We start from the raw sequence: 20,268 nt of genomic DNA, 5'->3' as shown, positions 1-20,268 counted from the left end.
CACACCGTCCCATCGCACAGACAGGAGTCAGGCATGGCCGACTACGAGGTGCACGCCCAGGCCGCGATCGACATCCTCGCGCGGACCAAGATCACTGGCCTCAACTCCACCAGCGAGATTCGCATTCAGGCGGCCCAGGTGGAGGCTCTGTTGGCGCTCGCCGCGGCCGTCGCCGGCCGTCATGCGGGAGCCGCGCCGCAGCCGCCGCAGTACCCGCCCCACGTCGGCGGGTAGCCCCGCACCGGGGCCGTCGGCTCGCTCGGTGCGGTCCCGGTGCGGTGTCTGCGGTGCGGTCAGGAGACGGGTGTGACCGCCAGCCAGTTGCTGGACGGGCCGCCCTGGGCCAGGCCGGTGAAGTTGCCGTTGGATTCGAGCCGGCCGGTGGCGATGTGGCCGTTGTCGGGGCGGTAGAAGAGCAGTTCGCTTGACATGGGATTCCTCGGTTGCCGTCGGGCAGCCGGCGCGCAGGGGTGTCCCCCGGCTGGGGTGGGTTCCTCGGCAGGGGCGTCCGTCTGTGGGTATTCGCGGGGCCGCCACCGGCCACGTTACTCCGGACGGCTGACGCAGGCATGTCGAATATTCACGGAGAGTAGTGGCCCCGCGGGGTTCGTTCGAGGGACTGACGGGGTGTCGCCTCCGACGTTCCCGCCGTGCGCCCCGTGCGCCCCGTGCGCCCCGGGCGGCTACGGGTGGCTGCGGGCGGCCGGTGGCAGGCGGCGGGGGCAGTGGCGTCGATATGATCATCGCTGGTTCGAACGGGCTCGGGGGCGGGGAATGCGCGTGCGGGGACTGGCGTGGGCGGCCGTGGCTGCTGCCGGGCTGGTGGCGGTGACGGGGTGTCGGGCGGACGGGGAGGCCACGGCGGACGCCGGGCGGCCGGCCCTCGTCCCGGTGCGGCCCTCGTGCGCGCCGAAGGTCTCGTCGGGTGCTTCGGAGGAGCCGGCCGCCGAGACGGAGGCCGGTGCGGTGCAGGAGGACGTCCCGGAGGAGGTCCGCTGCCTGCCGGGCGTGGCCCACGGGGCGGTGCTGGTGCAGCCCTCGCCGTCCGGGCTGCCGCGGCGCTCGCTGATGGTGAGCGCGGTGGCGGGCGCCGACCAGACGCAGGCCTCGGAACTCTGCCGCAGGCTCACCGAGTTGGGCTACGGTCCGGGCGGCCGGCACGGGATGGAGCTGCTGAGCGTGGCCGGGGGCGGATCCGCCGGGACGTACCTGTCGAGCGCCGGCACGTCGGGGCGCGCCTGCCTGCAGGTGGCGTAGGCGCCGCGGCCGGTCAGGGTGCGTCGGGCAGGGTGACCGGCGCCGGCCGCTGGATCATCACCAGGTCGGACTCCAGGGTGGCCGGGGTGCTGCCCGGCGGGCGGGAGTGGAAGGCGCCGTCGCTGACCGAGAGGTTGAGGATCGGATAGGCGGCGAAGTCGGGGCCGACGCCGGTGTGGTCGGCGAAGGCGGCGGTGAGCCGGTTGCGGTCGGTGCCGATGTACCAGGTGGTGTTGTCGGCGCCGAATCGGGCGCCGATGTAGATCCACTTCCCGGCGCCGACGTACGGCGCGGTGAAGACGGTGTCGCCGCTGCGGACGTGGTTGACGAACTCGATGTTCTCCGGCCGGTCGGCGTGCCACTCGAAGACGTCGACCTCGTTGTGGCCGTCGCGCCAGGTCCACAGTCCGGGCCAGGTGCCGGTGTCGGCCTGCGGCAGGCGTATGTGGGCGAGCAGGAAGTCCCCGGTGCGGACCTGCACGCCGTTGCCGCCGGAGCTGCAGGAGTCGCCGGTGGTGAGCAGCCCGGTGTTCCAGGCGCCGTCCGGCCGCGGGGTGGCGGTCATGACGAGGTGGCCGGAGGCGGCGGAGAGCGCGGCGGTGGTGAGCCGGTCGAGCTTCCAGGCGTTCGGGTTGTCGCTGCTGTCGGTGCACCGGGAGTAGGCGGCGGTCTGCCAGCCCCAGGTGCGGCCCGGACCGACGTCCAGGGTGGCGAAGGTGTCTATGAACACGGTGCGGCTCGGCGCGGGGGCGGCGCGGTGGGCGCCGCCGCCCGGGGCTGCGGCGAGCGCGGCCGCCAGCAGCAGATTGAGCGGGTGCATGTCCCTCCTCGACCGGCGGCCGTCCGGATGACGGCGGGACTCCGGTGGTTTCACGATGCGCGGTCGGCCCGGCGAATGCCCGCATCCAGAGCTGACCGGATGAATTGACGGAGAGTCGCGGCGGCTGCGCTGTGTGATGAGCTGACAGTCCGCGGCCGCGTGATACATCTGGTGCATTCACCGGACCGCACCATCTCCCAGGTCGGCCGGCTCCGTCGGACGAGATCCGCCGACGGGCGGAAGGAAAAAGGAGGCAGAGGGAATGTACGGACTCGCTCATACCGGTGTCGCCTCGCTCGCCATGCTGGCCATCGGGGGTGCGACCACCGCGGTCGGCGCGGCAGTGAAGTGGTTCGCACGCCGGTGACGCATTCGGTCACCGTGCTGATTCCGGCACACGACGAGGCGGATTTCATCGCGACCGCGGTGGAATCCGCCTTTTCTCAGAGCGTGCCGCCGCAGAAAGTTCTCGTCATTGCGGATTCGTGTACGGACGGCACGGCGCGGATCGCCGCGGAATGCGGCGCCGAGGTGATCGAGGTCGGCTTCGCGAGCAAGCCCCGCTCGCTGAACCACGCCCTGGAGCAGGTCACCACCAGCCACGTCGCGCTGCTCGACGCCGACGGTTACTTCGCCTCCCCGCAGGTCTTCGAGACCTGCCTGCGGGTGATGGACGAGCACGCCTACGGCGGCGTCTGCCTGTCCGTCACCCCGCACAGCAGCACCGGGCTCTTCCAGCGCTCCCGGGCCGTCGAGTGGGCCTCGGCGCACCGGATCTCCCGGATCGTCGAGACCTGGCACGGCTGGGTCGCGGTGCTCTCCGGCTCGGCCGGCCTGTACCGGGTCGACGACCTGCGCGCGGTCGGCGGCTGGTCCACCGACAGCCTCTGCGAGGACGTCGAACTCGCCCTCAAGATGAACCGCCACGGACGCCCGGCCGGCTTCGTGCGCGGCGAGTTCGTCGCCGTCCGCGACCCGCGCGGCTGGCGCGAGTACTGGGCCCAGACCCACCGCTGGGCCTCCGGCTGGGCCCAGGCCATCGACAAGCACAAGGGCCTGTTCTTCCGCAGCTGGGGCTTCACCAAGGTCTTCGGCGCCATGATGGTCGACAGCGCCCTGCTCGCCGCGGGCTACGTCTCGCTGCTGTACCACCTCGTCACCGGCTTCACCGAGTTCGACGCGGTGCGCTGGTTCGGCTCGTGGTTCCTGGTCATGGCGGCGGTCACCCTCACCACCGCGAGCCTCCAGCTCGGCGTGCGGCGGGCGCTCGCCTGCTACCCCGCCTACCTGCTGGTCGGCACCCTCGGCACCGGTTTCGCGCTCTGGGTGATGTTCCGCGAATGGGTCCTGGGCCGGCACCTGGTCTCCTGGACGGGCCGCCAGCGCCGCCGCACCGTCGTCACCCCGATCACCGACCGTCGCCGCCGCGCCCTCGGCCTGCTCGGCTCCGGCGCCGGCTGGGCCACCGCCCTGCTTGGGGCCGTCCGCGGTGACACCGCCCTCGCCGCCGCCGGGATCGCCCTGGCCGTCGCGGTGCCGCTCGCCGCCCTCCCCTGGCGCCGGATCCGGCGGACCCTGCTGCTCGCCTAGCGGTTGTCCTCGCGCGGGTGGTCGATTCGGGGGCGCGTGGGAGGTGCCCCCGCGCACTCCCGTGCGGCGTCCGTCGTGAGGACAACTGCCGTGGGCCGGACGGGCCGCGGCCCACCGCGGCCCGTAGGCTCGTAGACGCGCACCCGTCGGACGGGCCGCGAACACCGGGAGGGGCGATGTCGGTGGAGGAACGGACCGGCGGCCGGACCAGCCGCCTGGAGGTACGCCTGGTCAGGCGCGGCTTCGAGGACCCGGACGCGGCCGTGGCGCGCCTCGCCGAACCGGCGCTCACCGGCCTCGCCGGCGACTCCCTGCTGCTGGACTCGCTCGGCTCCACCGCCGACCCCGACCTCGCCCTGCTCGGCCTCGCCCGTCTGCTGGAGGCCCTCGACGAGCCCGAGCGGCACACCCTGCGCGACACCCTCACCACCGCCAAGCCGCTGCGTGACCGCCTGCTCGCCGTCCTCGGCGCCTCCGCCTCCCTCGGCGACCACCTGGCCCGCCACCCGGAGGACTGGCACGCGCTGGTCAGCTTCGAGCAGCACGACATCCACCCCGGCGCCGCCGAGTTCCGCCGCGCCCTCGCCGAGCGCGTCTGGGCCGCCGACCCGCAGCGCCGCCCCGACGTCCTGCGCACCGCCTACCGGCGCTGCCTGCTCGCCATCGCCGCCCGCGACCTCACCGGCACCACCGACCTGTCGCAGGCCTCCGCCGAACTCGCCGACCTCGCCGGCGCCACCCTGCAGACCGCCCTGGACATCGCCGGCGACGAGGACCCGGACGCCGCGGCCGCCTGCCGGCTCGCCGTGATCGGCATGGGCAAGTGCGGCGGCGGCGAACTCAACTACGTCTCCGACGTGGACGTGATCTTCGTCGCCGAGCCGCGCGAGGAGGTCGAGGAGCACCGGGCGATGCAGGCCGCCACCCGCCTCGCCGCCCGGCTGATGCGGATCTGCTCCGACACCACCGGCGAGGGCGTGATCTGGCCGGTCGACGCCAACCTCCGCCCCGAGGGCCGCAACGGCCCGCTGGTGCGCACCCTCGCCAGCCACCTCGCCTACTACCAGCGCTGGGCCAAGACCTGGGAGTTCCAGGCCCTGCTCAAGGCCCGCCCGGTGGCCGGCGACACCGAGCTCGGCGCCGCCTACACCGAGGCCATCGCCCCGCTGGTCTGGCAGGCCGCCGCGCGCGAGAACTTCGTCGCCGACGTCCAGCAGATGCGCCGCCGAGTGGTCGACGCGATCCCCGCCACCGAGCTCGACCGGCAGCTCAAGCTCGGCCCCGGCGGCCTGCGCGACGTCGAGTTCGCCGTCCAGCTGCTCCAGCTGGTGCACGGCCGCACCGACCCCTCGCTGCGCAGCGGCAACACCCTGCAGGCGCTGCAGGCGCTCAGCGCGGGCGGGTACGTCGGCCGCGCCGACGCGGCCTCCCTCGACACCGCGTACCGCTTCCTGCGCGCCATGGAGCACCGCATCCAGCTGTACCGGCTGCGCCGCACCCACCTGATGCCGACCGGCGAGGCCGACCAGCGCCGGCTGGCCCGCTCGCTCTCCGCCCTGATCAACGACGACACCCGGGCCGACCCGGTCGCCGCCCTGCACCGCGAATGGCGGCGGCACGCCGTCGAGGTCCGCCGCCTGCACGAGCGGCTGTTCTACCGGCCGCTGCTGGACGCCGTCGCGGAGCTGCCCGTCGGCGCGGCGGGCCTGCGCGCCGACGCCGCCAAGGCCCGGCTGGAGGCGCTCGGCTACGCCGACCCCGCGGCCGCGCTGCGCCACCTGTCCGCCCTCGCCTCGGGCGTCAGCCGCAAGGCGGCCATCCAGCGCACCCTGCTGCCCGTCCTGCTCGGCTGGTTCGCCGACTCCGCCGACCCGGACGCCGGACTGCTCAACTTCCGGCAGGTCTCCGACGCGCTCGGCCGCACCCCCTGGTACCTGCGGCTGCTGCGCGACGAGGGCGCGGCCGCCGAGCAGCTCGCCCGGGTGCTGTCGGCCGGGCGGCTCGCCCCGGACCTGCTGCTGCGCGCCCCCGAGGCGGTCGCCATGCTCGGCGACCCGCAGGGCCTGGTGCCGCGCGGCCGGGCCGCCCTGGAGCAGGAGATCCTCGCCGCGGTCGGCCGGGCCGACGGCGCCGCCGCGGGTGTCGCCGCGGCCCGGGCGGTCCGTCGCCGCGAACTGTTCCGGACCTCCGCCGCCGACGTGCTCGGCCGCCTCGGCGACGACCCGGCCGAGGCCCTCGACACCGCGGCCGAGGCGCTCACCGCCCTCAACGCCGCCACCCTGCAGGGCGCCCTGCGCGCCTGCATCGCCGGCTGGGAGGCCCGCAACGGCGAGCTGCCGACCAGGATCGCCGTCATCGCGATGGGCCGGTTCGGCGGTCACGAGCTCGGCTACGGCTCCGACGCGGACGTCCTGCTCGTCCACGAGCCGGTGCTGGAGGCCCTCGACGAGGACGCCGCCAGGGCCGCCCACGCCGTCTGCCACGAACTGCGCACCCTGCTCGCCGCCCCCTCCACCGAGCCGCCGCTGCTGGTCGACGCCGACCTGCGTCCGGAGGGCCGCAACGGCCCGCTGGTGCGCACCCTCGCCTCGTACGCCGCCTACTACCGGCGGTGGTCGCACGCATGGGAGAGCCAGGCGCTGCTGCGGGCCGAGCCGGTCGCCGGCGACGCCGAGCTGGGGGAGCGCTTCCGGGCGCTGATCGACCCGATGCGCTACCCGGGCGGCGGCGTGCCGGAGCGGGACCTGACGGAGATCCGGCGGATCAAGGCCCGGATCGAGTCCGAGCGGCTGCCGCGGGGAGCCGACCCCACCACCCACACCAAGATCGGCCGGGGCGGGCTCGCCGACGTCGAGTGGGTGGTGCAGCTCCTCCAGCTCCAGCACGGCCACGAACTGCCGGGGCTGCGCACCACCCGGACGCGGGCGGCGCTCGCGGAGGCCGCCCGGGCCGGGCTGGTCTCGCACGACGACGCGATGGTGCTGGACGCCGCCTGGGTGCTCGCCTCCCGGGTGCGCAGCGCGGTGATGCTGGTGCGCGGCCGGCCGGGGGACAGCTTCCCCGGGGACGCCAGGGAGCTGTCCGGCGTCGCCCGCTACCTGGACTACGGGGCCGGCCACTCCGGGGAGCTGGTGGACGACTACCGGCGCACCACCCGGCGGGCCCGTGCGGTGGTGGAGCGGCTGTTCTACGGTCCGTGACGGCCGCCCTCCGGGGCGCGCCGCCGGGTGCCGGCCGGGCTCAGTGGCGCCCGGCGCCGACCGGGGTCGTCCAGTGCACCGGGACGGTGACCGGCTGCGGGCGGGGCCCGCCCGGCACCCTGGGCAGCTGGTACGACCAGACGTGGTAGAGCAGCCGGGCGGCCAGGAAGCCGACCGCGAGGCAGAGGACGCCGCCGACGGCGTCCATCCAGAAGTGGTTGGCGGTCGAGATGATCACGACCAGGGTGGCGGCCGGGTAGAGCAGGCCGAGCACCCGCACCCAGGTGCGGCGGGCCAGGAAGAAGATCGTCAGACCGCACCAGAGCGACCAGCCGATGTGCATCGAGGGCATCGCCGCGTACTGGTTGGAGACGTGCGCCGCCGGGCCGGAGGCCATCGATCCCCAGGTGTGGTGGGCGGCGACGGTGTCGATGAAGTTGCCGCCGGTCATCAGGCGGGGCGGTGCCAGGGGGAAGCAGTAGAAGCCGACCAGGGCGATGCCGGTGGTCACGAACAGGACGGTGCGGGTGGCCGCGTAGCGGCCGGGATGCCTGCGGTACAGCCAGACCAGCACCCCGATCGTGACGATGAAGTGCAGGGTCGCGTAGTAGTAGTTCATACCGACGATCAACCACTCGGCCCGGTCGACGGTGTGGTTGACCGCCCGCTCTATGCCGACGCCGAGGGTGCGTTCGAAGCGCCACACCCAGTCGGCGTGCTTCTGGGCGATCGCGGCCTGCTCGGGGACGGCGTTGCGCACCAGTGAGTACAGCCAGTAGCTGATGCCGATCAGCGCCAGCTCGAACCAGAGCCGGGGCCGGGCGGGGGAGCGGCGCTGGGTGCGGACCCGCGCGCGGAGCGCGGCGGAGCGCGTACGGGCGGCGCTGGTGGCTCCGTCCGGCAGCGAGGTCCCGTGGTGCCCGTCCTCGCCCGGGACGGAACCGCCGGTGGACGCCGTACCGGCGCGGTCGGCGTCGGCTGCGTGGATCTCGGTCGGTTCCCCCATGGACGAGAAGTCTGCCAGACGTCCCGTGGCCGTCCGCTCATCCTCTGGTCGGGGATTCTTCACCGGCTGTCCCCCTGTGGACGGAGGGGGAGTGGGCCTGGGGGGACGCATGCAATCCATTGTTGCGTGTGCGCAGCACAGGGGTCGAACCGGGGAGGCCCCGGCGCCCGGGCGCGGTGCGGCCCACGGGGGAGCCCGTCGGGTGCTGTCAGGCACCGGACCGGGTCGTCCGGACCCGACGGGCGGCCCCGTGGAACGCGCCCGGCATCCGGCGGTACAACCCGGGCGTACGTACGACTGTGCGGCCTTCGCAACGGTTCGGTCAAGAGGTTGGTTGCAACATTTTCTGCATCTTGCTGAAACATCTTGCAGCGCGCTAGCGTCCACGCCACCTCAACTCAATGACGAACGAGCCGCCCCAAGGGAGCCCGCTGTGGCCGATGCTCAGCCCCGCCGTTCTCGGAGCACCACCCCGTACCGCAGACCCCGCCGAGCAGCCGTCCTGCTGGCCGCGTCCCTGATCTCCGCCACCCTCGGTTCGGCTCCGCTGGCCGCCGCCGCGGCCCCGCCCGCCCCGCCCTCCGACGCCGCGCTCGCCGCCACCGCGGCCCGGCACGACCTCACGCGGGAGCAGTTCTACTTCGTCCTTCCCGACCGCTTCGCCGACGGAAACACCGCGAACGACACCGGGGGCATCACCGGCGGCCGCCTCGACAACGGCTTCGACCCCGCCGACAAGGGCTTCTACCACGGCGGCGACCTGCAGGGCCTGATCGACAAGCTGGACTACATCGAGGACCTCGGCACCACCGCCATCTGGATGGCGCCGATCTTCAAGAACAAGCCCGTGCAGGGCACCGGGGCCGACGCCTCGGCCGGCTACCACGGCTACTGGATCACCGACTTCACCCAGGTCGACCCGCACTTCGGCACCAACGACCAGCTCAAGGAGCTGATCCGCAAGGCGCACGACAAGGGCATCAAGGTCTTCTTCGACGTCATCACCAACCACACCGCCGACGTCGTCGACTTCGCCGAGCACAGCTACGACTACCGCTCCGCCGGCGCCTACCCGACCCTGGACGCGGACGGCAACCCGGTCGACGAGACCGCCGTCGCCGACGCCGGCGCCGCCTGGCCGAAGATCACCAAGGACTCGTTCCCCTACAGCCCGGTGCTGCGCACCCCGGCCGACGCGAACGCCAAGGTGCCGTCCTGGCTGAACGACCCCTCGCTCTACCACAACCGCGGCAACTCGACCTTCGTCGGCGAGTCCGCCACCGAGGGCGACTTCTCCGGCCTGGACGACCTGGACACTCAGAACCCCAAGGTCGTCGAGGGTTTCAAGAAGATCTACCAGACCTGGGTCTCCGAGGCCGGCGTGGACGGCTTCCGGATCGACACCGTCAAGCACGTCAACATGGCGTTCTGGCAGAACTGGGCGCCCGCGCTCAAGCAGTTCGCCGCCCAGCGCGGCAACAAGGACTTCTTCATGTTCGGCGAGGTCTACTCCGCCGACCCGTCCGTCACCGCGCCGTACGTCACCAAGGGCAAGCTGCAGGCCACCCTGGACTTCGCCTTCCAGGACGCGGCCCGCCGGTTCGTCTCGCAGAACGGCTCCGCCAAGTCCCTCGCCGAGCTGTACGCGCAGGACTACCGCTACACCACCGGCGCCACCGACGCCTACGAGCTGCCGACCTTCCTCGGCAACCACGACATGGGCCGCTTCGGCAGCTTCCTGCAGAGCGACAACCCGGGCGCGGGCCAGGACCTGCTGCTGAAGAAGGACCTGCTCGCCAACGAGCTGCAGTTCCTCACCCGCGGCCAGCCGGTCGTCTACTACGGCGACGAGCAGGGCTTCACCGGCGCGGGCGGCGACAAGGACGCCCGGCAGGACATGTTCGCGTCCAAGACCCCCTCGTACAACGCCGACAACGTGATCGGCGGCAGCAAGGGCTCCGCCGACCGGTACGGCAAGCACGGCGCGCTCTACGAGGGCATCTCCGACCTCGCCTCGCTGCGCGAGGCCCACCCGGCGCTCGCCGACGGCGCCCAGATCGAGCGGTACGCCGCCGACGGCCCGGGCGTGTACGCCTTCTCCCGGATCGACGCCAAGCAGCAGGTCGAGTACCTCGTCGCGGTGAACAATGCGGCCGAGCCGAAGACCGTCGCCCTGGACACCTACTCCGTCGGCATGGACTTCCGTCCGGTCTACCCGGCCGCCGGCGCCAAGAGCACCACCGGCGCCGACCGCAAGCTCACCGTCACCGTGCCGCCGATGTCCTCGGTGGTCTACAGGGCGGCCGGCAAGCTCGCCAAGCCCGCCGCCGGCCCGCAGATCACCCTGCAGGCGCCCAGCGACGGCTCCACCGGCACCGTCACCGTCGGCGCCCGGGTGCCCGGCACCGGCTTCAACCGGGTCACCTTCGCCGCGCAGGTCGGCACCGGCCCGTGGCAGGTCCTCGGCACCGCCGACAACGGCGCCTTCAAGGTCACCCAGGACGTTTCGGCCGCCGCTCCCGGCACCGTCGTCCGCTACAAGGCCGTCGTCCAGGACTCGGCCGGCCGGCTCGCCTCCACCACCAGCTCCTTCACCACCGGCGCCCCGGTGCCGCAGCAGGCCCCGAGCTCCACCTCCCGCCCGTACGCGGTCGTGCACTACCAGCGCAAGAACAACGACTACGACGGCTGGAACCTCTACGCCTGGGGCGACCTCGCCGACGGCGAGTCCACCACCTGGCCCGACGGGCACGGCTTCGTCGGCCGCGACGCCTACGGCGCCTTCGCCTACGTCAAGCTGAAGTCCGGTGCCTCCGACGTCGGCTTCGTCGTGGAGAACAACGGCACCAAGGACGTCGACTCCGACCGCCACATCGACCTCGGCACCACCGGCGAGGTGTGGATCAAGGAGGGCGACCCGACCGTCCGCACCGCCGACCCGGACCCGGCCGTGCCGGTGAAGGAGAACACCGCGGTCATCCACTACCACCGCGCGGACGGCAACTACGACGGCTGGGGCCTGCACGACTGGACGGGCGCCGCCAACCCCACCGACTGGGGCAGCCCGCTGATGCCGGCCCGCAAGGACGCGTACGGCGCGGTCTTCGAGGTGCCGCTCGCCGCGGGCGCGACCAGCCTCAGCTACATCCTCCACAACGGCAACGACAAGGACCTCCCGCAGGACCAGTCGCTGAACTTCGCCACCAGCGGCCGCGAGATCTGGATCGTCGGCGGCCAGGAGGGCTACCTGCTGCCGCAGGCCGCCGGCACCTCCTCGCAGCTCGACCTCACCTCCTCGCGCGCCCAGTGGATCGACGCGAAGACCGTCGTGGTGCCCGCCAACTACGGCGCCGGCGACGCCGCGCTCAAGGGCGGCACCAGCGCCCAGCTGATCTTCGACCCGGCCGGCGGCATCACCGTCGACAAGGGCGTGCTCAGCAAGCCCGGCCGCTGGATCCGGCTCAACCCCGGCACCCTCACCGACGCCCAGAAGGCCGCCTTCCCGCACCTCGCCGGCTACCGCGCCTTCACCGTCGACGGCCGCGACACCGGCCGGATCACCGACGCCCTGCGCAGCCAGCTGGTTTTCACCGAGCACCTGCCGAACGGTGCCGCGCTGGCCGCCACCGGCGTGCAGATCCCCGGCGCCCTCGACGACCTGTACGGCGCCAAGGCCGCCAAGGCCCAGCTCGGCCCGGTCTACAGCGGCCGCAAGGAGGGCGGCTGGTTCGGCGACGACACCCGCAGGGTCACCCTCTCGCTCTGGGCGCCGACCGCCACCGAGGTCTCCGTCGACCTGTACGACAAGGCCACCGGCGGCACCCCGAAGAAGGTGCCGCTCAAGCGGGACGACGCCACCGGCGTCTGGTCGCTCACCCGCGACCGGGACGACCTGGACGGCAAGTACTACACGTACGAGGTCAAGGTCTGGGCGCCCAGCGTCCAGCAGGTGGTGACCAACACCGTCACCGACCCGTACGCCGTCGCGCTCTCCACCGACTCGACCCGCAGCCTGGTCGCCGACCTCTCCGCGCCGGGCACCAAGCCCAAGGGCTGGGACGCGCACCGCAGCCCGGCCGCGATCCCCGCCACCAAGCAGCAGATCCAGGAGCTGCACGTCCGCGACTTCTCCAGCGCCGACACCACCGTGCCGGCCGACGAGCGCGGCACCTACCTGGCGTTCACCCGGTCCGCCTCGGCCGGCATGCAGCACCTGCGCGACCTCGCCAAGGCCGGCGTCACCACGATCCACCTGCTGCCGACCTTCGACATCGCCACCATCCGCGAGAACCGCGTCGACCAGAAGCTGCCCGCCTGCGACCTCGCCTCGCTCGCCGCCGACAGCGACAAGCAGCAGGAGTGCGTCGCCGCCGTCCAGGCCGACGACGCCTACAACTGGGGCTACGACCCGCTGCACTACACGGTGCCCGAGGGCTCGTACGCCACCGACCCCAACGGCACCGCCCGCACCGTGCAGTTCCGGCAGATGGTGCAGGCCATGCACGACGCCGGCCTGCGGGTCGTCCTCGACGTGGTCTACAACCACACCGCCGCCGCGGGACAGGCCGAGCACTCCGTGCTCGACAAGATCGTCCCCGGCTACTACCAGCGGCTCAGCGACACCGGCAAGGTCACCACGGACAGCTGCTGCGCCGACACCGCGCCCGAGCACGCCATGATGAACAAGCTGGTCGTCGACTCGGTCGTCACCTGGGCCCGGCAGTACCGCGTCGACGGCTTCCGCTTCGACCTGATGGGCATCGACCCGAAGTCGACCATGCTGGACGTGCAGTCCGCGCTGCGCGCGCTGACCCCGCAGAAGGACGGCGTCGACGGATCGAGCGTCTTTCTGTACGGCGAGGGCTGGAACTTCGGCGTCGTCGCCAACGACGCCCGCTTCGTCCAGGCCACCCAGACCAACATGGCCGGAACCGGCATCGCGACCTTCAACGACCGGATCCGCGACGCCGCCCGCGGCGGCAACTTCATGCTCTCCTCGGCGCCCCAGCAGGGCTTCGCCTCCGGCCTGTTCACCGACCCCAACGGCTCGGCGGACAACGGCACCCCGGCCGAGCAGAAGGCCCGCCTGCTGCACCAGATGGACCAGGTCAAGGTCGGTCTCACCGGCAACCTGGCCGGCTACTCCTTCACCGACACCAACGGGAAGACCGTCACCGGCAAGGCCGTCGACTACAACGGCGCCCCCACCGGCTACGCCGCCCAGCCCGGCGAGGCCGTCGAGTACCTCGACGCCCACGACAACGCCGACCTGTTCGACGCCCTCGCCTACAAGCTGCCGACCGGCACCTCGCCGGCCGACCGCGCCCGGATGCAGGCGCTCGGCCTGTCGCTGACCGCGCTGGGCCAGGGCCCCGGCTTCGCCCAGGCCGGCAGCGACCTGCTGCGCTCCAAGTCGCTGGACGCCAACGCCTTCGACTCCGGCGACTGGTTCAACGCCATCCACTGGGACTGCACCCAGGGCAACGGCTGGGGCCGCGGCCTGCCGATGGCCGCCGACAACAAGTCGATGTGGCCGACCGCCAAGTCGCTGCTCGCCGACCCGAAGCTGGCCGTCGGCTGCAACGAGACCAAGGCCTCGACCTCGATGTACCAGCAGTTCCTGCGGATCCGGCAGTCCTCGCCGCTGTTCTCGCTGAGCACCGCCGCGGAGGTGCAGAAGCGGCTGTCCTTCCCGCTCTCCGGCACCGCCGGGGAGGCTCCCGGTGTGATCACCATGCACCTGGACGGCACCGGCCTGCCCGGTGCGGAGAAGGGCATCACCGTGGTCTTCAACGCCACGCCCACCGCCCGGCAGCAGACCCTGGCCGCCCTCAAGGGCACCGGCCAGGCGCTGCACGCGGCGCAGGCCGACGGTGCGGACGCGGTGGTGAAGCAGTCCGCCTTCGACCCGGCCACCGGCACCTTCACGGTGCCGGGCCGCACGGTGGCGGTGTTCGTCCAGCACTGACGGAACGTCCGTAGGACGAAGGGGCTCCGCAGCCATGCGGAGCCCCTTCGTTTTGGCCGAAAACCGATCCCCGGCGGCGCGATGGTGCGTCATGTCAGGTGCGCGGCAACAGGTTCGCGCACCCACCGGCCCCACCGCCGGGCCGGTAGGGGCCGATCCGGCCGCCGGCGGCCCAAGCGGCGCCGCGGCGGAGGTCCGCCGCGCCCCCCGAGGCGACTTCCCGTCAGGCGTTAACGCCCGTTGGCGTTTCTTGGCCAATCTGGTGGCATGCATCTGTCATTCATCGGCCGTTTGCTGCCACGATTCCTCCGGCCGCAGACGGGCTGGTCCCCCACCCCCGGTGCGGCCGTACCAACGACAGGTCCAGCGCCGCCGCTCCACCTGCACCGCCTCTGCTTGCACCGCACCCGAGCCGCGCACCCACCGGCCCGGGCCCCCGCTGCGCCGCAACCCCGCGGCCCAGGTTCTCTCCACCGCTCGTGACCCCGCGACCGGTCGGAAAAGGAGTCCGCATGTCCCGCTACACCCCTGCCCGGGTGAGTATGGCCGCGCTGGCGGCCACCACTGCCCTGCTGGTGACCGGCATCCCGGTCGTGGCCAACGCCGCACCCACCACGCCCTCCGCCGTGGCCCCGCAGGCGGCCGCGAACCGCGCCCAGCTGCTGTCCGACGCCGGCCAGCGCAGCGCCGCCGTCGCCCAGACGCTCGGCCTCGGCGCGCAGGAGAAGCTCGTCGTCAAGGACGCGATCGTGGACGCGGACGGCACCCGCCACCTGCGGTACGAGCGCACCTACGCCGGACTCCCCGTGCTCGGCGGCGACCTGGTCGTGCACCAGACCGCGGCCGGTGCGACCAAGAGCGTGGACAAGGCCAGCCAGGCCGTTCTGACCGGCGTGAACACCACGCCCAAGCTGGCCGCGCCGAAGGCCCAGGCCACCGCGCTGGCGGCCGAGTCGGGCTCCGCCCTGGACACCGCCCCGCGGCTGGTCGTCTGGGCCGCCGACGGCGCCCCGCGCCTCGCCTGGGAGACGGTCGTCTCCGGCACCGAGTCGGACGGCACCCCGAGCAAGCTGCACGTGATCACCGACGCCACCACCGGCAACGTGATCCAGAAGGCCGAGGGCATCAAGACCGGCACCGGCACCGGCGTCTTCGTCGGCAACGTCACCATCGGCACCACGCTGTCGGGCTCGACGTACCAGATGAAGGACGGCGGCCGCGGCAACGGCTACACCACCAACCTGAACCACGGCACCTCCGGCGCCGGCACCCTGTACACCAAGTCCACCGACACCTGGGGCAACGGCTCGGCCTCCAACTCGGAGTCCGCCGCGGTCGACGCCCACTTCGGCGTCGCGGCCACCTGGGACTACTTCAAGAACGTCCACGGCCGCAGCGGCATCAAGGGCGACGGCGTCGGTGCCTACAGCCGCGTGCACTACGGCAACAACTACGTGAACGCGTTCTGGGACGACGGCTGCTTCTGCATGACCTACGGCGACGGCTCGGGCAACAACGCCCCGCTGACCGAACTCGACGTCGCCGGCCACGAGATGAGCCACGGCGTCACCTCGAACACCGCCAACCTGAACTACTCGGGCGAGTCGGGCGGCCTCAACGAGGCCACCTCCGACATCTTCGGCAGCATGGTCGAGTTCAACGCCAACATCCCGTCGGACAACCCCGACTACCTCATCGGCGAGCTCATCAACATCAACGGCGACGGCACGCCGCTGCGGTACATGGACAAGCCCTCCAAGGACGGCAGCTCCGCCGACTCCTGGTACTCGGGCGTCGGCAACCTGGACGTGCACTACTCGTCCGGCGTCGCCAACCACTTCTTCTACCTGCTGGCCGAGGGCAGCGGTGCCAAGGTCATCAACGGCGTCAGCTACAACTCGCCGACGGTCAACAACATCGCCGTCACCGGCATCAACCGGGACAAGGCCGCGAAGATCTGGTACCGCGCGCTGAGCGTCTACATGACCTCGACCACCAACTACGCGGCCGCCCGCACCGCGACCCTGAACGCCGCCACCGACCTGTACGGCAACGGCAGCGCCGAGTACAACGCGGTCGCCACCGCCTGGGCCGCGGTCAACGTCGGCTCGCTGCCGAGCGGCACCGTCACCGTCACCAACCCGGGCAACCAGACCACCGCCCTCAACGGCACCGCCAACCTGCAGATCCAGGCCAGTGGCGGCACCGCCCCGCTGACCTTCAGCGCCACCGGCCTGCCGACCGGCCTGTCGATCAGCTCCGGCGGCCTGATCACCGGCACCGCCACCACCGCGGGCACCTACAACGTGACCGTGACCGCCAAGGACGCCGCGAACAAGACCGGCACCACCAGCTTCACCTGGACGGTCAACTCCGGCGGCGGCGGCAGCTGCACCCCGGCGCAGCTGCTCGGCAACGCCGGCTTCGAGTCCGGCAGCACCACCTGGACCTCCACCAGCGGCGTCATCGACAGCTCCACCTCCCAGGCCTCGCACAGCGGCACCTGGAAGGCCTGGCTGGACGGCTACGGCTCCAGCCACACGGACAGCATCTCGCAGACGGTGAGCATCCCGGCCGGCTGCAAGGCCACCCTGAGCTACTGGCTGCACATCGACACGGCGGAGACCACCACCTCCACCGCGTACGACAAGCTGACCGTCACGGTCAACGGCACCACCGTCGCCTCGTACTCGAACCTCAACAAGGCGACCGGCTACAGCCAGAAGACGATCGACCTGTCGGCCTACGCGGGCCAGTCGGTCACCCTGAAGTTCAACGGCGTGGAGGACTCCTCGCTGCAGACCAGCTTCGTGATCGACGACACCTCGATCCAGACGAGCTGAGCCTGATCCGGCAGTGAGCGAGGGCCCGGCGGCCACGGCCGCCGGGCCCTCGCGCATCCCCGCCGCCGTCTCGCGGTGTGAGACTCCGGAAACCCCCGCGCAACACGAAACACCGCGGAAACACGGGTGTCCGCAGCGGGAAATACGGCCCGGACAGACTCTCCCGACCGGCGCGCCCCCACCACCCGCAGGCGCGCCGCACGGGAAGGTTCCGCATGCTGCTCGCTGACTCCACGGCCGGCCTCGACACCGGCGACACCGCCTGGCTGCTGGCCAGCACCGCCCTCGTCCTGCTGATGACGCCCGGGCTCGCGCTGTTCTACGGCGGTATGGTCCGCACCAAGAGTGTGCTCAACATGATCATGATGAGCTTCGTGTCGATCGCGGTCGTCACCGTGGTCTGGCTGGTGGCCGGCTACTCGCTCGCCTTCGGCCCGGACGCCGGCGGCTGGGGCGTCATCGGCACCCTCGACCACCTCGGCATGGCCGGCATCACCCCGGCGAGCCTGACCGGCCACGTGCCGACCCTGCTCTTCGCGACCTTCCAGCTCACCTTCGCGATCGTCACCGCCGCGCTGATCAGCGGTGCGATCGCCGACCGCGCCCGGTTCGGCTCCTGGGTGGCCTTCACCGCCGCCTGGACGCTGCTGGTCTACGTGCCGGTCGCGCACTGGGTGTTCTCGCCCGACGGCTGGGTGCTGTCGAAGCTCGGCGCCCTGGACTACGCGGGCGGCACGGTGGTCGAGGTCAACTCCGGCGCCAGCGGCCTCGCCCTGGCCCTGCTGCTCGGCCCGCGCCTCGGCTTCCGCAAGGAGGCCATGCGGCCGCACAACCTGCCGATGGTGGTGCTCGGCGCCGGCCTGCTCTGGTTCGGCTGGTTCGGCTTCAACGCGGGCTCCGCGCTCGGCGCCAACGGCACCGCCGCGGCCGTCCTGCTCAACACCCAGGCGGCCGGCTGCACCGGTCTGCTGGGCTGGCTGCTGGTGGAGAAGCGCCGCGACGGCCACGCCACCACGCTCGGCGCGGCCTCCGGTGCGGTGGCCGGCCTGGTCGCGATCACCCCCTCCTGCGGCAGCGTCGACCTGCTCGGCGCGCTGGCGGTCGGCCTCGCCGCCGGCGTGGTCTGCTCCTACGCGGTCAGCTGGAAGTTCCGCTTCGGCTACGACGACTCGCTGGACGTGGTGGGCGTGCACCTGGTCGCCGGCGTGATCGGCACCGTGCTGATCGGCGTCTTCGCCTCCGCCGTGATGACCGGCGGCCCGGTCGGCCTGCTGCACGGCGGCTTCACCCTGATCGGCAAGCAGCTGCTGGCGGTGGCGGTGGTCGGGGGGTACGCCTTCGGCGCCACCTACGGCATCGGCAGGGTGATCGACCGGCTGATGGGATTCCGGGCCCCGGCCGAGCACGAACTGACCGGCCTGGACCTCGCCGTGCACGCCGAGAGCGCGTACGATCACGGCGTCCTGGGCCACGGCACGACGGCCCACGCCACCGTGCTGGCACAGCACCCGTCCGACAAGGCCGCCACCGCATGAAGCTGATCACCGCCGTCGTCAAGCCCTTCAAGCTGGACGAGGTCAAGACCGCGCTGCAGGAGCGCGGGGTGCACGGGCTCACGGTCACCGAGGCGAGCGGCTACGGGCGCCAGCACGGCCACACCGAGGTGTACCGCGGCGCCGAGTACCGGATCGACCTGGTGCCCAAGGTCCGGATCGAGGTCGTCGTCGAGGACGAGGACGCCGAGGACGTGATGGACACCATCGTCGCCGCCGCCCGCACCGGGAAGATCGGCGACGGCAAGGTCTGGTGTGTGCCGGTGGACGGGATCGTCCGGGTCCGCACCGGCGAGCGCGGGCCGGACGCGGTCTGACCCCGCCCGGCCGCGCCTCACTGCTGGGCGGCGAAGGCCCGGGTGGCACCGTCCTTGGCGGTGTCGACCGGGACCCGCAGGCTCCACAGCGGGGACTTGGCGACGTCGACCCAGAACGTCGACGTCTGCGGCGGCTCCTGCCGGGTGCGGTTGAGGGTGAGGGGATTCTCGCGGGTGCCGATGTCGAGCTGCCCGCTGTAGACGTGCAGCTCGACCGCCGAGCCGTCCTTCCGCCTGACATGGATCCGGTAGCTCCGGGAGGGCGTGTCGCCGGGGACGGAGTCCTGGTACAGGTGCTCCCCGACGGGCAGGTCGATGCAGGCGTGGGCCTGCGGGCTGTCGCCCTGGGGGCAGACGTCCTTCACCCAGTCCTTCCTGAGTTCCACGGTGACGGTGCTGGGCAGGTGGTCGCCGAAGTCCACGTCGACCCGCAGCATGGCGGAATCGTCCGGGTGGCCGTTGCCGGAGTACGAGGTGAACCGGGTCGAGCCGGGCAGCAGTTCGGCGAGGATGCCGAGCAGCCCGGCCCCGCTGGTGGCGACCTTGCCGTTCACCGGGGGATCGGTCGGGCCGAGGACGGACACGGCCGAGGCGCTGGGCGCTTCGGTCGCGGGTGCCTGGCTGCGGCCGGATCCGTCGGGGCCGAACGCGGCCACCCCGCCGGTGAGCAGGGCCACGGCGGCGGCCGCTCCGACCGCCCGGGTGATCCGCCGCCGGCGGCGCAGTCGGCGGCCGCGGCTCGTCGCCTCGGCGACGATGCTCTGAACGGGAACGTGGATCTGGTCGGCGCCCGCGCCGAGCAGCCTGCTGAGGTCGTCTTCGATGTCCATGGTGCGCACTCCGGGAGCTGTGAAGGGGCGGGGAGGGATCTGAGCCTGAATCAGAGCCGGAAGAGGAGTTCGCGGTCCTCGCCGAGGATCTCCCGCAGCCGGGCCAGGGAACGGGTGTTGAGGCTCTTCACCGCGCCGGCGGAGATGCCCATCATGTCGGCGACCGCCTCGATGCTGTGGTCCTCCAGGTACCGCAGAACAACCACCGCCCGGTTGCGGGGCGGGAGTTGGCCGAGTGCGGCGGCGAGGGTCAGTTTCAGGTCACTGCCGTGGGCGGCGGCCTGCGGACTGTCCGGCATCTCGGCGAGCACGACCTCGGTGGAGCGCTTGAGGCGGCGCTGCGAGAGGTAGGTGCGCAGCAGGACGGTCCGGGCGTAGGCGTCGAGGCCCGGTTCGTCCTCCCGTCGGCGCAGTCGCGGCCAGACGGCGAACATCTTGGCCAGCGCCGTCTGCACGAGGTCCTGGGCCTGGTGCCAGTCCCCGCACATGAGGTACGCGACCTGGAAGAGCCTGCGCGTGCGGGAGCTCGCGAACTCCTCGAATTCGAGTGCTCTCTCCATGCCGTCGTCCCCCGGTGCGTCCGATGTCGGTGTGTTGGCGTCCCCCTCTTAGACGCGGTGTGCCGCGGGCGAGGTATCACGGGGGTTCGCGGATGTTACCGGTGAGTCCGATTCGTTGCCGTCGACTCCCTTGACGCTCCGTTCACGGCGGCCGTAGGTTCAGCGCGTTGCAAGTTTCCTGCAAGTTTCAATGGTCTTGCAGAAACCCGCACGGTCGGTTCCGCGCAGACGGCGTATCGCGGTCGCGCCCCCCACCCTCCGCAGCACTCCTGCACCACCGCCCGCCACCCCCCTGCGTCGCGGGCGGCCAGGCTCACCCCCACC

The 20,268-nt window shown here is 72.2% G+C and carries 13 protein-coding genes; 8 read left to right on the top strand and 5 right to left on the bottom strand.

What is annotated here, in order from left to right; translation table 11 throughout:
* Positions 1–33 precede the first annotated feature (33 nt).
* Positions 34–234 (top strand): hypothetical protein, encoded by a 201-nt coding sequence (locus tag IE98_RS0115255; RefSeq protein WP_030269166.1) that lies wholly within the window; start codon positions 34–36, stop codon positions 232–234.
* 59 nt (positions 235–293) lie between these two features.
* Here IE98_RS0115255 and IE98_RS49070 read toward each other — a convergent pair whose 3' ends face one another.
* Positions 294–431 (bottom strand): hypothetical protein, encoded by a 138-nt coding sequence (locus IE98_RS49070; RefSeq protein ID WP_159400919.1) that lies wholly within the window; start codon positions 429–431, stop codon positions 294–296.
* 349 nt (positions 432–780) lie between these two features.
* On the opposite strand from IE98_RS49070, the gene IE98_RS0115245 reads away from it, so the two are divergent.
* Positions 781–1,257 (top strand): hypothetical protein, encoded by a 477-nt coding sequence (locus IE98_RS0115245; protein WP_030269165.1) that lies wholly within the window; start codon positions 781–783, stop codon positions 1,255–1,257.
* A 13-nt stretch (positions 1,258–1,270) separates the two neighbouring features.
* Here IE98_RS0115245 and IE98_RS47915 read toward each other — a convergent pair whose 3' ends face one another.
* A complete protein-coding gene (locus tag IE98_RS47915; RefSeq protein ID WP_052390540.1) occupies positions 1,271–2,077 on the bottom strand; it encodes a hypothetical protein in 807 nt (268 codons plus the stop codon).
* Positions 2,078–2,458: 381 nt separating this feature from the next.
* On the opposite strand from IE98_RS47915, the gene IE98_RS0115230 reads away from it, so the two are divergent.
* Both IE98_RS0115230 and IE98_RS0115225 read left to right on the top strand, forming a co-directional pair.
* Entirely contained in the window at positions 2,459–3,667 is a 1,209-nt protein-coding gene (locus IE98_RS0115230; protein WP_159400918.1) for a glycosyltransferase, read from the top strand.
* A 176-nt stretch (positions 3,668–3,843) separates the two neighbouring features.
* Positions 3,844–6,867 (top strand): bifunctional [glutamine synthetase] adenylyltransferase/[glutamine synthetase]-adenylyl-L-tyrosine phosphorylase, encoded by a 3,024-nt coding sequence (locus IE98_RS0115225; RefSeq protein WP_030269162.1) that lies wholly within the window; start codon positions 3,844–3,846, stop codon positions 6,865–6,867.
* Positions 6,868–6,907: 40 nt separating this feature from the next.
* Here the strand turns inward: IE98_RS0115225 and IE98_RS0115220 are convergent, their stop codons facing one another.
* Positions 6,908–7,873: a phosphatase PAP2 family protein gene (locus IE98_RS0115220; protein WP_030269161.1), complete on the bottom strand. Its 966-nt coding sequence runs from the start codon at positions 7,871–7,873 to the stop codon at positions 6,908–6,910.
* A 433-nt stretch (positions 7,874–8,306) separates the two neighbouring features.
* Between IE98_RS0115220 and pulA the strand changes: the two genes are divergently transcribed.
* The 4 genes from pulA (at position 8,307) to IE98_RS0115200 (ending at position 18,554) form a co-directional block, all read left to right on the top strand.
* Positions 8,307–13,841, top strand: a complete 5,535-nt coding sequence (pulA, locus tag IE98_RS0115215; RefSeq protein WP_030269160.1) for a pullulanase-type alpha-1,6-glucosidase — start codon at positions 8,307–8,309, stop codon at positions 13,839–13,841.
* Positions 13,842–14,353: 512 nt separating this feature from the next.
* Positions 14,354–16,684 carry a M4 family metallopeptidase gene (locus tag IE98_RS0115210; RefSeq protein ID WP_030269159.1) on the top strand — a complete coding sequence of 777 codons (2,331 nt, stop codon included), beginning with the start codon at positions 14,354–14,356 and terminating at the stop codon, positions 16,682–16,684.
* 215 nt (positions 16,685–16,899) lie between these two features.
* Entirely contained in the window at positions 16,900–18,219 is a 1,320-nt protein-coding gene (locus IE98_RS0115205) for an ammonium transporter (protein WP_030269158.1), read from the top strand.
* Positions 18,216–18,554, top strand: a complete 339-nt coding sequence (locus IE98_RS0115200) for a P-II family nitrogen regulator (RefSeq protein WP_030269157.1) — start codon at positions 18,216–18,218, stop codon at positions 18,552–18,554. The genes IE98_RS0115205 and IE98_RS0115200 overlap by 4 nt, the downstream gene beginning before the upstream one ends.
* 17 nt (positions 18,555–18,571) lie before the next feature.
* Here the strand turns inward: IE98_RS0115200 and IE98_RS0115195 are convergent, their stop codons facing one another.
* Together IE98_RS0115195 and IE98_RS0115190 are read right to left on the bottom strand one after the other, a co-directional pair.
* Positions 18,572–19,384 (bottom strand): hypothetical protein, encoded by an 813-nt coding sequence (locus IE98_RS0115195; protein ID WP_030269156.1) that lies wholly within the window; start codon positions 19,382–19,384, stop codon positions 18,572–18,574.
* A 50-nt stretch (positions 19,385–19,434) separates the two neighbouring features.
* Positions 19,435–19,944, bottom strand: a complete 510-nt coding sequence (locus IE98_RS0115190; RefSeq protein WP_030269155.1) for a SigE family RNA polymerase sigma factor — start codon at positions 19,942–19,944, stop codon at positions 19,435–19,437.
* Positions 19,945–20,268: the final 324 nt, after the last annotated feature.

Source organism: Streptomyces sp. NRRL B-24484, assembly GCF_000717715.1.
Lineage (GTDB): Bacteria > Actinomycetota > Actinomycetes > Streptomycetales > Streptomycetaceae > Kitasatospora.
This window is presented reverse-complemented; position numbering and strand designations above follow the sequence as displayed.